The 16,801-nt window shown below is 42.9% G+C and carries 12 protein-coding genes and 1 tRNA gene; 7 read left to right on the top strand and 6 right to left on the bottom strand.

The features are described 5' to 3' along the window. From WS34_RS07465 to WS34_RS07445, 5 genes are all read right to left on the bottom strand, one after another. Positions 1-692, bottom strand: a 692-nt coding sequence (locus WS34_RS07465) for a phage integrase SAM-like domain and Arm DNA-binding domain-containing protein (RefSeq protein ID WP_046404049.1), incomplete at its 3' end; no start/stop codon positions are given. A 510-nt stretch (positions 693-1,202) separates the two neighbouring features. Continuing rightward, positions 1,203-1,273, bottom strand: a tRNA-Gln gene (locus tag WS34_RS07460). 68 nt (positions 1,274-1,341) lie between these two features. Next, a complete protein-coding gene (locus WS34_RS07455; protein WP_046404047.1) occupies positions 1,342-3,276 on the bottom strand; it encodes a SpoIIE family protein phosphatase in 1,935 nt (644 codons plus the stop codon). Positions 3,277-3,397: 121 nt separating this feature from the next. Further along, a complete protein-coding gene (locus tag WS34_RS07450; RefSeq protein WP_046404045.1) occupies positions 3,398-5,086 on the bottom strand; it encodes a peptide MFS transporter in 1,689 nt (562 codons plus the stop codon). Positions 5,087-5,174: 88 nt separating this feature from the next. Beyond that, on the bottom strand, positions 5,175-6,734 hold the full coding sequence (locus WS34_RS07445) for a peptide MFS transporter (protein WP_022159610.1): 1,560 nt from the start codon (positions 6,732-6,734) through the stop codon (positions 5,175-5,177). A gap of 93 nt (positions 6,735-6,827) precedes the next feature. Here WS34_RS07445 and WS34_RS07440 point away from each other — a divergent pair, with 93 nt between their 5' ends. From WS34_RS07440 to WS34_RS07420, 5 genes are all read left to right on the top strand, one after another. Further along, entirely contained in the window at positions 6,828-8,342 is a 1,515-nt protein-coding gene (locus tag WS34_RS07440) for a bifunctional ADP-dependent NAD(P)H-hydrate dehydratase/NAD(P)H-hydrate epimerase (RefSeq protein ID WP_013611303.1), read from the top strand. A gap of 11 nt (positions 8,343-8,353) precedes the next feature. Beyond that, complete coding sequence (locus WS34_RS07435; RefSeq protein ID WP_046404042.1) at positions 8,354-9,478, top strand: DUF4831 family protein; 1,125 nt, start codon at positions 8,354-8,356, stop codon at positions 9,476-9,478. Positions 9,479-9,520: 42 nt separating this feature from the next. Further along, positions 9,521-11,299 carry a chloride channel protein gene (locus WS34_RS07430; RefSeq protein WP_013611301.1) on the top strand — a complete coding sequence of 593 codons (1,779 nt, stop codon included), beginning with the start codon at positions 9,521-9,523 and terminating at the stop codon, positions 11,297-11,299. 9 nt (positions 11,300-11,308) lie between these two features. Then, on the top strand, positions 11,309-12,172 hold the full coding sequence (locus tag WS34_RS07425) for a cation diffusion facilitator family transporter (protein ID WP_046404041.1): 864 nt from the start codon (positions 11,309-11,311) through the stop codon (positions 12,170-12,172). A 207-nt stretch (positions 12,173-12,379) separates the two neighbouring features. Beyond that, complete coding sequence (locus WS34_RS07420; RefSeq protein WP_009135471.1) at positions 12,380-12,601, top strand: DUF2795 domain-containing protein; 222 nt, start codon at positions 12,380-12,382, stop codon at positions 12,599-12,601. A gap of 78 nt (positions 12,602-12,679) precedes the next feature. On the opposite strand, the gene WS34_RS07415 is transcribed toward WS34_RS07420, so the two are convergent. Then, positions 12,680-15,496: a PD-(D/E)XK nuclease family protein gene (locus WS34_RS07415; RefSeq protein ID WP_046404037.1), complete on the bottom strand. Its 2,817-nt coding sequence runs from the start codon at positions 15,494-15,496 to the stop codon at positions 12,680-12,682. A 151-nt stretch (positions 15,497-15,647) separates the two neighbouring features. Here WS34_RS07415 and WS34_RS07410 point away from each other — a divergent pair, with 151 nt between their 5' ends. Together WS34_RS07410 and WS34_RS07405 are read left to right on the top strand one after the other, a co-directional pair. Further along, positions 15,648-16,223: a nitroreductase family protein gene (locus WS34_RS07410; RefSeq protein WP_022159606.1), complete on the top strand. Its 576-nt coding sequence runs from the start codon at positions 15,648-15,650 to the stop codon at positions 16,221-16,223. After that, positions 16,220-16,789: a fumarylacetoacetate hydrolase family protein gene (locus tag WS34_RS07405; RefSeq protein WP_046404036.1), complete on the top strand. Its 570-nt coding sequence runs from the start codon at positions 16,220-16,222 to the stop codon at positions 16,787-16,789. Before WS34_RS07410 ends, WS34_RS07405 begins: the two co-directional genes overlap by 4 nt. Positions 16,790-16,801 lie beyond the last annotated feature (12 nt).

The following is a 16,801-nucleotide window of genomic DNA, read 5'->3' as shown; positions in this document are numbered from 1 at the left end:
AGGTCCAATTCCTTGATCCTGCGGATAATCTTCAACGGCACCGCCCGTTTGACAGTTTTGTCGATACCTGTATAGACATGCTTGAACGGGTAACGTTGTACGGTCAGTTCCTTTTCCACCGCCCGGTTATATATAGCCCGGAGATTCCGCATGTAGAACGAAGTGGTGTTTGGGCACGCGCCCGTCGACCGCAGCCAGGTTTCATATGCCACCATCAGGTTGGAATCCATTTCTTCCAGCGGGACGTCCTTACCGTCTGTGAAACGTATGAAGCTGTTGAGTCCGGTCGTGTAAGTCTCTGCCGTGCGTTGTTTCCCGATACGTTTCAATTGTCCGACAAGATTCCGGGAAAACGAAACGAATCCCCCGGTATCGGTCAGAACTCCAAAGATTTCCACGACTTTATCGGCTGTGTATGTTTCCTCTGCACGTTCAAGTCTGCCGATGATATTTTTCAGTCTTGCCAAATCCGTCTTTAGAGAGTCCTTCAACGACATCAGATAGCGGTGTCGGGGGTTATCGGTATCCGGCGGCAGGATGATGCCGGAACGCACCGAGTCCCATTCGGACGGATACAGTTTGTGTCCGGGACGTACTTGTCTTGATACACGGTTGTGAATCACTTGATAAAACAACGTGCCCTCCTTCGATTCAACGGATGATGCACGGAATTTAACTTTTACTGTTGCCATATTGCATATATTTTATTATTGGTTTCCTGCAAGAACAAGGATATGGAAAGCAGCAGTCAGCATCTGTCTTACCGGCGTCTATAATAACAAAGCAAAGGTTTCCATCTTCGTAAACGATTGAATAAATCCATTTTGTGCATTTAATCTTTCCCAAAAGTTCATTCTACTTGAGCTGTATTTATGCTGGGAGTAAGACTTACCGGCTCGTTAGAGGTTCAGGTTGTGTATACGGTTTGTCTATAGACATTCCCTGGAGAATGTCGTCGTTTTGCCGACATCCAGCAGGAAGAAGTTCTGTGAGGTCTTTCCTTAACTTGGGAGTAAGATAATAGGGAAGTTTTTCCGTTTCCTGATTTCTACAGAACAACGTATTTTTTCTGGGCAAGACTATAGGGGTATTGTATCTTTTACATAGAAGTACCCGGGTTTCATCTCAAGAGTTTTGGTGTGTTCCTTCGGGCTGGTTTGAGGAAAAAATAAAAAAACTGATATGAAATCAGGTTTTCGAAGTTGTCCAACCAAGATTCGAACTTGGACAAACAGGACCAGAATCTGTTGTGCTGCCATTACACCATTGGACAGTGTTGTTTTTTATGACGGCACAAAAGTAATACTTTATTTAAATATCACAAAGAAAAACCGGTATATTTTATGATTTTTTGATATTCCATTCACTACCGTAAATGAAAGTGAGCATACTGAGATCGTCGGATAGTTCGTGTGATTTGATATGTGACTGAATATCATTGATTATCGAACGGATAAATTCGCGGGGGTGTAGTTCCTGATTTTGAGTCACTATCTCCAAAAGACGTTCCCGGGTATAAAATTCGTTCTTTTCATTTTCTGCATCCGTAACGCCGTCGGTATATAGTAATATACCCGAGCCGCTCACGAATCGGTAGGTGTACTCCTGATAATCATGATTTTTTAGGATACCTAAAGGAAGATCGGATTGCATTTCAAAGAAAGCTACTGTCCGATCCGGACTTGTCAGTACTGGAGGAGTGTGACCTGCATTGCAATATTTCATTACTCCGGTTCGGAGATCCAGCATTCCGATGAAGAAGGTCACAAACATATCGGCTTCATTCCTTTCAGCAATACTATTATTTAACGAATAAGCAATCTGTGACGGAGAATTGCTGCCTGAGGAAAGCGTACGTAGCAGACTGATGGTAGAGGCCATCAGAAGCGAAGCAGGAATCCCTTTTCCCGATACATCGCCGATAGCAAAAAAGAGGGTGTTCTCATGGATAAAGAAGTCGTATAAATCACCACCGACTTGACGGGCCGGATAGAGTACTGCATAAAGGTCTATTTCATGACCGGGAAAAGGAGGAAAATTTTTGGGAAGCATACTCATTTGAATATCATGTGCTATGCGTAGCTCACTTTCTATTTTCTCTTTAGCTGCTATAGTCGTTTCTAGGTTTTTCATATATTTTGAAAGCTTTTCCTGCATTTCACTGAAAGCATTATAAAGATCCAGCATTTCATCTTGGGTGTGGATGACCGGTAGAGTTATGTTGAAATTTCCCTCCGCAATGGAATGCGTGGAAGCTGCGAATATTTTTAAAGGTCTCGTAATTTTACGAACGGTTGTAGTACAGATAATCACCAGGAGAGCCAGAAATAATACCGAAGAAAGAATGATGATCCAAGTGAATCGGTGTAATTTGTCGAAAATATGAGAATAAGGAAACAAGGTAGCCATATTCCACTCTGTGCCGAGGATGGGAGTAAAATAGATGTAATATTTTACATGATTGTTGACAAATACTCCTTTCCCTTTTTGCCCCTGCATCATGAGATGCGCCAACTTTGAAGCATTGGTGTCCTGAAGGATTTCCGCTTCATGAAGGATATCTTTATCCAGATCCGTGAAAAAGTCGTTTCCCGGATGAAGTATATACCTTCCTTCCCGATTGACTATAATGCTATAACTGTCTTCATAGGGTTTGACCGAGTCGATCAGCTCGGTCAGCCAATTCAAAGAGAGGTCGACCGAAAAAATACCGATTACATTATTTTTGGGGTCCCGGAGCGGTACCGAATAGGTGGAGGTCAGAATATCGTTGGACGAAAGCTCGTGGTAAGGACGACTCCAGCGGGAGACATTCCTTTCTTTTGAGATCCGGTACCAATTTTTTTGATAGTAATCGTATTTCGGGTCGATTTGTGTGGTGACGACACTATCGCCACTCATGTATGAATAAGGAGCGAAATAATACCCTTTATCCGGAAAATAATAAGGTTCGAAAGCTATAGCACATCCGAAGATCTCATAATTGTTCAAAACGACCTGCCGGGTAATCGCATAAATCGAATCGGCATGAGTAACATAGGAAGGGATAATCCAGCTGAGATTTTCAGGGATCTTTTCTATCGTCCTCAATAAACGAGTCACTTTAAGATTGATTTTTTCCGCCGATTCGTCGATTTTCAGGTAAGCTTGGTGCTCGATCGCTCTGGAGGAATAGTGATAGAATAAGCAAAAACCGATTCCCCATAATAGAAATGCCGACGAAATAAGGTATATATTGAGTTTCGCTGCAAAGGAATGGTTGATCTGTTTAAACATATTTACCTTTCTTTTGCCTGCAAATATAATTATAATCATAACAAAAGCTGCCCGGAACAGAGCAGCTTTTGTTATTTAATTATTGTTTTTTAGACTTCTTTTAATGCTAAAAGAAATTTTATTATTTCGTGGCATTCTCCAAACGTTTCATCATCATAAAGATGAATAATGCAGAGATCAGACACAAAACGATGAGGATAGACCATAATGCCCATAATGGCATGTGACCCCAAAGCATACCGATGATAGAAACCAGATAGTTACCGACTGCAGTTGCTCCGAACCATAAACCCATCATCAAACCTTTGTATTTTGGAGGGGCTACTTTCGATACGAATGAAATACCCATAGGTGAAAGGAACAATTCGGCAAAGGTTAATACCAGGTAGGTATTGATCAAAACAGAAGGAGATACGAGTAAATCATTAGCTACAACAGTCGCTCCGTCAGGATTGGGAGTGGGAAGTCCCATAGAAGACAGAGCCATCACGGTAAATCCTAAAGCTGCGATAAACATACCGATACCGATTTTACGGGGTGCCGAAGGTTCGCTGCCTCGCTTGGCCAAAGCTCCGAATACAGCAAGAGATACAGGGGTCAGAGCAACAACGAAGAACGGATTGAAGTGCTGGAACATCTGAGGAAGAACTTCAATGAAAGAACCCGGTGCTAACGACAGATATTTGTAGACTAATATGCTGACAGAAATAACTGCGACAACTGCCGATATCAGTTTGGATTTAGCTTCTTTGGACTGGAACAGAGAGAACAAACTATAAATCAAAGTAATCACGAATACCAGGTTGAAAACATTAAAGCTCATACCTATAGCGCCATCGGCGGTTCTGGCTGTATAATCACGGGCAAAGAAAGTAAGGGTAAGGCCGTTTTGGTGGAAAGCCATCCAGAAGAAGATCACTACGGCGAATACCAGTACGAGAGCGGTAATGCGGGATCTGGTTTGTTCCGGAGTTAATTCGACAATATTTTCTTGTTTTCCGCTTGCTGCAGCTTGTTTGGTATTGATATCTGCATGTTTGAAGGTACTCTTGAATACCTGATAGATCAACATAGATACAATCAGAGATATACAAGCCACTGCGAAACCATAGTGGTAAGAAAGTGATAATTCATCGATGTATTTATGAGCGAATGTTGCCAGATCTCCGTTGAATACGGAAGCTTGTGACTGTGCGAAATGAGTCAGGGTGTCCAGGGAATTAGCTGCCATTTGCTGGCCTTTTTCCAGATATTCGTGGCAAAGTGCAGGTATATCACCTTGGTATTTAAGGCCTGCTTTCGCCATGAAATTTTCTGTGATTTTTGAAGCGGCTGTCGGAGCAAAAAGAGCACCGATATTGATCGCCATATAAAATAAACTGAATGCTGTGTCCCGTTTGTCTGAATATTTAGGATCGTCGTAAAGGTTTCCTACCATTACCTGGAGATTACCTTTGAATAATCCGGTACCTAATGCGATCAGGAAAAGGGCCCCAAACATAGCGGCAACTCCAAAAGCATCCCCTCCGGTAGGAATAGCAAGACAGGTATAACCGGCAAACATGACGATGATACCTGCTGTTACCATTTTACCATAACCGAATTTATCGGCCAGGATACCCCCTAAGATGGGTAAAAAATAAACTAAGGCTAAGAAACCCGCAAAAATGTTTGATGTAGCTGCTGAACTGAAGCCAAATTTTGCTTGCAGGAAAAGTGTAAAGATAGCAAGCATCGTGTAATACCCGAAACGTTCTCCTGTGTTTGCAAGAGCCAGGGCATACAATCCTTTAGGTTGGTTTTGAAACATAATATTATAAATTAAATTAGTAGGTTAAAAGCAAAAGTCCCCGGGGCAATGAATGCTTAGAGGACTTTGTTGTTTTAGAGCGTTGTTATTATTTTGTGACTCTTTCAAGCCATTTAACCATACCCAACATAACTCCCATGGACACGAGACATACAATAAAGAATACTGTCCAGCATTGCCAGATCGGCCATGCATTATACATGAGCGGGCCAATCCAAAGCAACAGGTTACCAAGAGCCGTAGCCGCCAACCACAGACCCTGACACAGACCTAGCATACTTTTAGGTGCTACTTTCGATACGAAAGACAGTCCCAGCGGAGAGATAAACAATTCAGCAACCGTCAGGAAGAAATAGGTTGCAATCAAAACCCACCAATGAGCTTTGTTTGCCATTTGTTCTGCAATGGGTAATAATTTGAAGTCGTTTGCGGAGGGATAACCCTTTATCAGAGAAAAAACGGCAAGGAACAAGAATGCCGTTCCTGCAATGAACATACCGATTGCAATTTTGCGGGGAGTTGAAATTTCTTTACCGCGTTTTGCTAATCCTCCGAAAATGGCCATGATGACAGGTGTCAGCGCAATTACGAAGAACGGATTGATTGCTTGCCATACTTCTGGTGCAACGGCCGACGAATCTACGAAATCACGGGCAAAGAATGATAAGGACATACCATTCTGGTGAAACGAGAACCAGAAAAAGATAACGATACCCAATACAGCGAACAGCGCATACATTCTTTGTTTGATTTCTTTCGCCATAGCAGCTTTTTCTTCTGGTGTGTAACTTACATTTTGAGCTGCAATTTTCTTTGCAGGAGTAGGAAATGTTTTTTGAGAGACGAAGAAAATAATGAGAGAAATCAGCATCGCGGCAACAGATGCAATGAATGAATAGTGGATACCTTCATTGAAAATCTGTAAATATTGAGCGCAAGAAACGGTCAAGTCAGCAATGGAACCTCCGGCTGAAGTTATTAATTGTTGCAAGTTCGCCAATGCTTCGGGAGCCATGGCAGCGGCGTTGTTGATATATTCATGGCAAAGTGCCGGAAGTTGTGCATTGTAAGTGAAACCGTTTACACCCAACCACCACTGGCGTAATACCGGTGCAATGAATGGAGCGATCAATCCACCCACATTAATAAATACATAAAAAATCTGGAATCCGGAGTCCCGTTTGTCTTTTGCGATTTTGAGGGCCTCCGGGCCTTTCTTGGCAGCTTCGGCTTCGAAATTATCATACATCTGGCCGACAATTGCCTGCAGATTTCCTTTGAACAAACCGTTTCCGAATGCAATCAGGAAAAGTGCAAAACAGGTAAGGGTCAGCAACCAGGTGGTGTTGGCTGCCGTAGCAAGAATTGGAATGGAAAGAATAATGTATCCGGTGGCCATTACAACAAGACCTGTTTTAATAGTTCCTTTGTAATTTTGAGTGCGGTCAGCAATCAGACCTCCGACAAGACTTAAAATATATATGCCAGCATAAAAGAATGAGTAAATAGTACCACTGGCGGCTTCGCTTAAACCAAATTTAGAACACAGGAACAACACCAATACGGCATTCATGATATAGTAGCCGAAGCGTTCTCCCATATTACTCAGAGCTGCAGTAAGCAACCCCTTAGGATGATTTTTAAACATAGATAATGTATTTAAGTTAATATTAATCCACTTCGGTCGCAAATGTAAGAATATTTCCGTATTTTTCGTCTTTAAAACGATTGAGTTAATGTTATGGAAAAGTTAAATAAAGTTTTTCGAACGGCTCAGCTGGCTGCGATTGATAAATATACAATTGAGCATGAGCCGGTAAGCTCTTTGGATTTGATGGAACGGGCTGCCGGGATTTGGACAGATCGTTTTTTGAAAATTTTCACTGAAGTTGCAGGAGTGGTCGTGATTGCCGGGAATGGGAATAATGGTGGCGATGGATATGCGATTGCTAGATTATTGAATCGGCGGGGAGTGCCGGTCAGAGTATTCCGGATTGCCGGAACCCAGGATAGAAGTCCCGATTGTGAGGCGAATTATCGGCGTTGGTTGACCAGGGGAAAGGTGGAAGAATTAAAGCAGGCCGATGATTTGGTGTTACAGAAGGGAGAAATCGTGATCGATGCTATTTTCGGATCGGGGCTGAATCGTCCGGTAACCGGTTTGGCAGCCCGGATTATCAAGCAAATGAATGCTTCTGTTAACCGGGTGGTGGCTGTCGATATTCCTTCCGGGTTGGCGGGGGAGGATAATACCTGGAACGATCCCGAAACCATTGTTTGTGCAGAGTATACCTTTACTTTTCAGTTCCCGAAGTTAGCCTTTATGCTGGCGGAGAATGAAAAGTATGTCGGCCGGTGGGAAGTGTTGGATATCGGCTTACATCCTGAAATCATCGCTCGGCAACCGACCGATTGGTTTTATACGACAGAAGATACGGTAAAAGCGATTTTACCTCCTTCGCCGGTTTTTGCTCATAAAGGTACTAATGGGAAAGGACTGTTGATCGCCGGCAGTTATGGGATGATGGGGGCGGCTGTTTTGGGGGCTAAAGCGGCTGTACGCTCGGGTATCGGTTTGTTGTACTGTCATATTCCGGGTAAAGGAATCGAGGTGATACAGACGACTGTGCCGGAAGCGATTCCTGATCCGGATGAATCGGCCGAACGGTTTTCTGCCGTCTGTAAACTGAGAGATTACGATGCGATTGCTGTCGGACCTGCTATAGGGCAAGGACCGGAGACTGTCGGTGGATTGGAAAAATTATTACGTACCTGGAGAGGGACGACGATTCTGGATGCAGATGCGCTGAATATTATAGCGGAACACCGGGAGTTATTGGATTTACTCCATGAAGGCTGTATTCTTACTCCGCATATGAAAGAATTTGAAAGATTAGCAGGAAAAAGTGTAAATGATTTTGAGAGATTAAATAAATTAAGCATTTTTGCAAATCAATATCGGGTGCATATCGTGTTGAAAGGAGCTCATTCCGTTATCGCTACTCCGGATCGCCGGCTTTTCTTCAATATGAGTGGTAATCCGGGAATGGCTAAAGGCGGGGCGGGGGATGTTTTAACAGGAGTGCTGCTGGCTTTGGCTGCCAATAAATTGAATTTGTTGGATTTGCTCCGGATAGGAGTTTTTGCCCATGGGCTGGCCGGTGATTGTGTCGCGGAAAAAGAAGGCCGGAGAGGATGTTGTGCCGGAATGATAGCCGAGAGAATGGGAGAGGCCTGGAAAAGATTAGAAAAATAATAACAATTACTATGAAAAGAGTTTTTATTGTATCGTTAATGTTGGTGGTTTGTCTGGCTGCCGCAGCTCAAAAAAAGAAAGAACTGACTACGTTAGTGAACGTAAATTATACTTTACCTAAAGTAGCCTATGAAGTAGAGGTCATCTTGGAATGCGAACGTTTTGTTCCCGGACCCTATCAGAATTATGCCGAGAAAGAATTGGGAATCCGTCCTGAAGCGACACAAGTCTCCGAAAAATGGGCCATAAAAAAAATAAATGTTCTTCCACAGTATATTCCGGATGAAAAGGCGGTGTATTCTGTTTCTGCCAACGGGGATTATTGGCCGGTGACACTGAGCCTTAGTGCTGAAGGTTTTCTGGCAGGTATCGCTGCCGGTAAAGGGGAAGTTTTCAATGAAAAAAAAGAGATGAAGTATATCGCCGAGGCCTTGGGGGACGAAGAGAGGATCGATATCATGAAACTGAATACTTATAATCAGCTGAAAGAAGTGTTGGATACCAATTATACTTATCAGGAGGTGGACGGTGAGATGAAGAGAATTTGGGATCCGATCGTACATTATGCTGTTAAGACCGATGCTGACAATGTAAAAGAAGCAGTAAGTGAGATTTTCCGGATTCGCTCGGAAAGAGTAAAATTATTGGGAGCCGAAAATAATGTTCCTGATGGAAAATCTTTAGAGATCATATTGAAAGAATTCGATCGGATGGAAAAAAACTACCTGAGTCTTTTCTTAGGTAAAAGAGAAACTGTAAAGGTAAAACGGGTATTCCAGTGTATTCCGGAAAAGGCTAACGAACCGGTTGTCGCTTTCCGGTTTTCTGAACAAAACGGAGTGACAGATACGAAAAATGTTGCCGCTCAGGCTTATTTTCTGAAGATTGAAGAGGCTGTGGTTCCGGCTTCGTCACCGGTGAGTGGAGGAGGTGAAGCGGCTGCTGTTTATTATAGGGTACCTGCTACAGCTACGTTGAAGTTACTGAAAGGGAAAGAAGAAATAATGAGTTATCCTGCTATTGTTCCTCAATTGGGAGAAATTAAGAAATTTCCTGTGGATGTGATTAGTAGCGAAGGGTTGATGCTGGAATTTTATCCGCAGTTCGGATCCTTGAAAAGTATTCGGAAAAAATAATCGCTGATACAGGCTATCTGCATTAGTATTAGTACTTGAATTATGTCGTGGTGGAATAACTGGTATGTGAGTTTTTTGAGTTGGCGGGTACGCCATATCAAAGAAAGGAATTTTATCGTCATCCTGAGTCTTCTGGTTGGTATTATCACCGGACTGGCCGGGGTATTCCTGAAAAATTCCGTCCATTATACCCACCAGTTTCTGACCGAACGTTTGCAGATAGATAGCGGAAGTTTGTTGTTTTTTATTCTTCCTTTTATAGGGATTTGGTTGACCTCCCTGTTTGTTCGTTATTTTGTGAGGGAAGATATCAGTCATGGGGTGACAAAGGTATTATATGCGATTTCCCGGCGTAATAGTATGATCAAACCTCATAATAACTACTCCTCCATGATTGCCAGTACGATTACGATTGGCTTTGGAGGATCGGTGGGAACGGAAGCGACGATTGTACTGACCGGTGCTTCCATCGGTTCGAATATGGCCCGTTTTTTCCACATGAACTACAAGGTGATGACCTTGATGATCGGGTGTGGGGCAGCCGGGGCTATCGCCGGAATTTTCAAAGCTCCGATTGCCGGTATCGTATTTACCCTGGAGGTACTGATGCTGGATCTGACGATGGCTTCCTTGGTGCCTTTGATGATTGCTGCCATTTCATCTTACGTTATTGTATATTTTCTGATGGGCGAAGGGGTGGTCCTCGAATTCGCCGTACACGAACATTTTGCCTTGGCTAATGTGCCGTATTATATTATTCTGGGGATATTGTGTGGATTGGTTTCTGTATATTTTATCCGGACGAATATCCGAATCGAGAAATTTATTACCGGGATAAAGAACCAATTCAAAAGAATTTTGGTAGGAGGAGCATTATTGGGCTTGCTGATTTATATTTTTCCGCCTCTCTACGGTGAAGGATACTCTTCTTTGGAAGCTTTGCTGACCGATAATGCAGATGCACTGTTGAACAATACCTATTTTTTCGATTTCCGGAACTATGCATTCGTCGTTGTTTTGTATGTGATCGGTTTGGTATTTATCAAGGTAGTAGCTACAGCTTTCACCAACGGTAGTGGGGGGGTTGGAGGTGTTTTCGCTCCCAGTTTGTTCACTGGGGGAGTTACCGGATTCCTGATTGCTTACCTGATCAATATGACCGGAGTGATCACGGTTCCTGTCAGTTATTTTGTATTGGCAGGTATGGCCGGGGTGATGTCGGGTGTCATGAATTCTCCGTTGACAGCTATGTTCCTGATCGCTGAGATTACCAGTGGCTATAGTTTGCTGGTGCCCTTGATGATAACCTCGGTGACAGCCCATTTAACGGGGCGGGGAATGGAGCCTTACTCTATTTATGCACGTCGGCTGGCTATGAAAGGAGATCTGATTACCCATAATAAAGATAAAGCCGTGCTGACTTTGATGAAGCTGAATAAAGTCATCGAGACCGACTTACAGACGATATCCATAGAGGCTACTTTGGGGGATCTGGTGAAAAAAGTTTCCCGTTCCAGTAGAAATATTTTCCCGGTGATCGATGAAAACGAAGCATTGCTGGGGATTGTATTGCTGGACGATATCCGTAAGATCATGTTCAATCAGGATTTGTACAATGTCACCTTTGTCCGCGACTTTATGACAACTCCACCTACGATTGTCGATGTGACGGATTCGATGGACCTGGTTATGAAAAAATTTGAAGATACAGGAGCCTGGAATTTACCTGTGATCGAGGAAGGAAGATATATCGGGTTTGTTTCGAAAGCAAAGATATTCAACACTTACAGAAGGGTGCTTCAACATTTTTCCGACGAATAATAGAATCATATGGATCAGCATTCAAAATTGGGGTATCGGGAAGGACTCGTTTCCGTTATCCTGAATCTACTCTTGTTTGTTTTAAAATATTATGCCGGTATTGCGTCGGCCTCGCTTGCTTTGATTGCCGATGCCTGGCATACCCTTTCGGATTCCCTGACTTCTTTGGTCGTAATTCTTGGAATTAAATTATCCTCGAAGAAACCGGATAAGGAGCATCCGTTCGGACACGGCCGCTGGGAACAAATCTCTGCATTGATTATCGCTATTTTGTTGGCTTTGGTCGGAGTAGAGTTTATGAAAGACGCTATCGCAAAATTGAGGGGACATGAGGCGGCTGATTTCGGCTGGTTGGCTTATCTGGCTACGGTTGCTTCGATTGTCTTAAAAGAAGGATTGGCCCGCTATGCTTTTTATATCGCCCGTAAAACCGGTAACGCTGCTGTAAAAGCGGACGGATGGCATCACCGGAGCGATGCTTTATCGTCACTGATGGTTTTGGCCGGACTTTTTCTCAGCCCCTATTTCTGGTGGATCGACAGTGTATTGGGTATGTTGATATCTTTCATGTTATTCTATGCCGCCTATGGGATTATTCGCGAAGCAGTAAATAAAATTTTAGGAGAAGAGCCTTCGGAAGAAGTGATCGGGAAAGTAGAACAGATCGTGAAAGCTGAAATGGGAAATGTGGCTTATCCGCATCATTACCACATTCATCATTATGGGGACCATATCGAATTCACTTTTCATATCAAAGTGCCCGGGGAAGAGACCGTGGAGGAAGCTCATAGAAAAGCTACCCTTATCGAAATGCAGATAAAAACAGAATTGAAGATCGATGCGACTATCCATATCGAACCCTTGAAAATGTAACTTTATAAACCCTTCTATCGTTGTAAAACTAGATTATAAATCACCCGCTAACCGGCTCTGTCAGGAGAAGCAGGGGAGATTAGATGTGGAAATCGCAAATCTAAAATTGGGGGCTACTATTAATTTAGTTGTTTTATACTTGTATATTACCAAAAAAAACTTACTTTTGCGAAAATTTTATGGGAACGCTAAAAAAACTATATAGCTATGTATTGGACACTGGAACTTGCTTCAAAATTGGAAGATGCACCATGGCCTGCATCTAAAGATGAATTAATCGATTACGCAATTCGTTCGGGAGCGCCTATGGAAGTTATCGAAAATCTTCAGGATATAGAGGATGATGAAGAAATTTTCGAAAGTATTGAAGACATTTGGCCTGACTATCCCAGTAAAGATGATTTCTTCTTCAACGAGGACGAGTATTGATACAAAAGACGCTAAAATGAGCTGAAACAATGAATTACGAAATGAAAGACCACTGCTAAACGGTGGCCTTTCTCGTTTTTATCTGCGGCATATTCCGGCATAACTGCAAGTCCGGCATTTCTTTTCGTTATCGGTTTGGCAAAAAGGATGTTCCGGGGAGAATAATTCTTCCAGTAACTGCCGGAGATGATCCGAAAATTCCTGCTGATAATACCGGAAATTTTGTATCAGCTCTTTATCACATTTTAACCGGAAATCATAATCTTTCCCGAATAACAGTTTGGTACTGTAAATTCCAGGGATCAGAGGCTGTTCGCTGGGATGAACATGATCGTACATCAGGCAATACACCATGGTCTGAAAAGCTGCTTTATTCCGGGTAGGATTTGCCGGATCGAAAACCGAAGCGATAGTTTTGAAAGCCGTCGTATCGGCTCCTGTTTTGTAGTCTATTACCCGGATGCCTTGATCGGTACGGTCTATGCGATCGATGAAACCTCCGACGAAAACTGTCTTTTCCTGGCCTTCGATACCGATTTTTACAGGCACGTGAAAACGGTTCTCCATAGCCAGCAACCGGAAAGGACATATCTTTTTATCGTAAGAAAACATCTCCCGGAGGTATTTTTTGATTACTCCCAGGATCAGTTCGTTGCTGCCGCTATCGATCAGTCTGGAAATTTTCGGGTCGTATACTTTTAGATAAGAACGGCGGATGTGTTCTTCGATCAGAGATCCGTTAGCCAGAATGGTATCGATGGCCGCTTTCGTGATTTCGCCTCCAGGTATCGTGGCATACAGTGATTCGGAGCATTCGTGAAAGATATTTCCCAAAAGACGGTGGTCCAGTTCTTCGGCCAGTTCTTCTTTCTCTTTTATTTGTGCTATGTATTTGAAATAAAATTTCAGGGAACATTCCATATAAGTGTTTAGGGCCGAAGGAGAGATCGTCTGATCCTCCGATCGGGTATACCGCTCCAGAATATGGAGTATCGGCGGGATTTTACCGATTCTGATTTCTTTGGGATTTTGGGTAGAAATCGGGTTTTGGAAATTCCTTTCCGCTACGGTAAGTCCCGATTCATATTTGATTTGATAGAGAAAACGACTCATTTCCCCTCCGTTCATCCCTTTTACGCCTGAAGTATATAAAATATGAATGTCTCTGGAACGTTGTAAAAGCCGGTAAAAGTAATAGGCGAAAACAGCGTCCTGGTGTTCGGGGGTGGGCAAACGGAAACCGAATCGGAGGTTATAAGGAATAAACGAAGCGGGAAGTGTGGTCTTGGGTAAAATACCTTCGTTGGCCGAAAGGATGATCAGATGATTGAAATCCAGCATACGGGTTTCCATTAATCCCATCAGTTGTAAGCCTTCCAGAGGTTCTCCCGAAAAAGGAATACTGAGATTACCGATCACTTTATTGATGATTTGCATATAAAGTTTGTTCTCCGGCTCGATGCCCTCTTCTTCGAATGTATTTTGCAGGTTTTGGATTTGGGTATATACCGTGAAGACAAATTCTTTTTCGATAGGATCGGCTTCTTCTTTCAATACCGACCGGGTCAGCAAATTCAGGATTTTCAGCAGATATACAGGTATCTTTTCGTGCTGGTCGGAGGAAAAAATAGCCCGGGTGAGCTCATGAAAGTGTAAACTTTTTTCTATAACATAGACGATGTTCTTTTGATTGATATAGTTGGTGATCTGGTGAATCTCTTCAGGACATAGGTCTTTGATTAATTTGTGATTCAGCAGAGCGATGACCGGTTTGTAATAGTAGTAGGTGGTGTCTCCTTCCTGCCTGGCATAATTTTTTAAATCGCATAACATAGAAATGAGGGCCGCCACCGAAGTGTTGCGTGCCGGATAGCCCATCGTAACATTGATTTTTGAGAAATACTCCGGAATCGAATGCATCACGGGAATCAGCATCTGTTCTTCACATAACACGATGGCTGTCTGTCGCGGATTCTCTTCCCGGAGACTTTCGGTCAAGGCAGGAAGAAGCTTGGCCTGACCGATCGTCGAGGGGACAGCCAGGTATTCGATGGTTTTGCCGTTGTATCTGAAGTTATTGAAATGTTCGATATCCAATTCGTTCGGAAACAGCTTTAGATTCTCCCGGATATAATGGCCTGCTTCCTGATGTTCATCAGCGGTATAATAAATATCGTAATCCCAGTAGAAACGGGCTATTCCCGAATCTTGCCAAAACGAAAAGATCTTTTTTTCACATAAGTTCAAAGCGTTGAAACCCGCGATTAATATATGTTCAGGATGGGCATAGGTTTCTATATGTTCGCAAAAATACCGTTCGTTCATTCCTTCATAGCAGATTCCGGTTTCAGCCAGGTGAGTTTTGAAATGAGTATAGGTGGCATATAATTTATCCCACACTTTTAGGAATTCTTGTTGTTCCCGGCTGAATTTTTCCGGATTGAAGCTCTTCCAGAATCGGTGTATGGCCTTGATTTGTTCTTCGGTCAGATACGGAAAGTTCAAATCCAATTTTTTGAGTGCTATCAGATTAGAAAAAAGATCTTTGGCATCTACCAGGTATTTGTCGATATCGTCGAAATCAGCCAGTAGCATATTTCCCCAAAAATAGAAATCTTCGAATTTCTCGGAAGAGCCCGATACGGCCGTATAAGATTTGTAGAGTTTGATAATTAAAGAAAGTGTTTCGGCTTTTTTCAGTCCCGAATGCTTTTCGATGTATTCTGTCAAGGTCAGGATCTCCGGCATCCACACCGGACGGTCGATTTGGCGGGAGAGTTCTTCGGCCAAAAAGAGACCGGCTCTTTTATTAGGAAAAATAATAGTCAGATCGGCGAAATCCGTACCGTATTTCCGGATAATATCCTTTGCCAGTAACTGAAGAAAAGAAGCCATATATCGAATTAAAAGTTAAAGGGTTATTTGGGCTTATTGTATTTTGTTGTTATTTTTGTTGAATAGTCGGTAGGGACTACTGGTATCGGCAAATTTACAATTTATAATGATTAAAACAGCGAAAATAGGATAAACCTGAAAGTAAATAGATATGTTGAAAGATTTATTATTGAGAAATCGTAGTTATCGGCGGTTTGAGCAAGAGGTACGGATTTCAGAGGAAGAATTGACAGAATTGGTCGGTTTGACTTGTTTGTGTGCTTCCGCCCGGAATGCACAAGCCTTGAAATATGTAATTGTTCATGAGGAGGAAAAGTGTGCGGAGGTTTTTCCACAGCTGGCTTGGGCGGGATATCTGAAAGATTGGGACGGACCTGAAGAAGGAGAACGTCCGGCTGCTTACCTGATCCAGTTGTTAGATACCCGGATTGTTGAAAATTGTTTGTGTGATGACGGTATTCAGGCCCAGACGATTTTATTGGGAGCGGTAGAAAAGGGGTGGGGAGGATGTATAATCAAGGCTTTCCGGAATGAAGATTTACGTCGTCTGTTTCACTTACCCGAAGAGCTGAAAATCAACTACGTGATTGCTTTGGGAAAACCGAAAGAAAAGGTGGTGCTGGAACAAATGAAAGGGGAGGATTATCGGTATTGGAGGGATGCTGATGGTGTCCATCATGTACCTAAACGGGAAGCCGGTAGTTTGATTTATAAGATTGAAGTATGAAAATACTGTGTGCAGAATATAACGACGCCGGAGAGGTGGCTGTCGTACCGGTGGGGGATGATGTGCTGTTAAGGAATAACGGGGATTTTTATATACCGGATTATACACAACAGGTGAGCGGTGTGCCTCAGTTGGTTGTCAGAATTTGTAAGTTGGGAAAAAGTGTGGGAGAACGGTTTGCCGGCCGTTATTTTGAAGAGATCGGAGTCGGAGTCCGGTTTTATGCCGATTCGCTGGAGGAACAGCTGATTGCAAAAAAATTACCCGGGATCATGGCAGCCTCTTTTGACAGCTCTTGTGCTATCAGTGCTTTGATGGGTATAGAGGAAACCAGAGAGGCAAACTATGAAATGAAGGTGAACGGTGAAGTCGTTACTTCCGGGAATAAACAGCATTTACCGGTGGGCATTGAAAAATTGATTGCTTTTGCGTCTGAGTTTCATACGTTGAAAATCGGTGATTATCTGTTTTGCGGACATCCCTTCCGTTTCCGGGGACTCAGACCGGGCGATAAAGTGCAAATGACATTGGATGGAAAGACGATGCTGGATTTTAGAATTAAATAAATAACCATAATT

The organism is Odoribacter sp. N15.MGS-14 (assembly GCF_000980245.1).
Lineage (GTDB): Bacteria > Bacteroidota > Bacteroidia > Bacteroidales > Marinifilaceae > Odoribacter > Odoribacter splanchnicus.
This window is presented reverse-complemented; position numbering and strand designations above follow the sequence as displayed.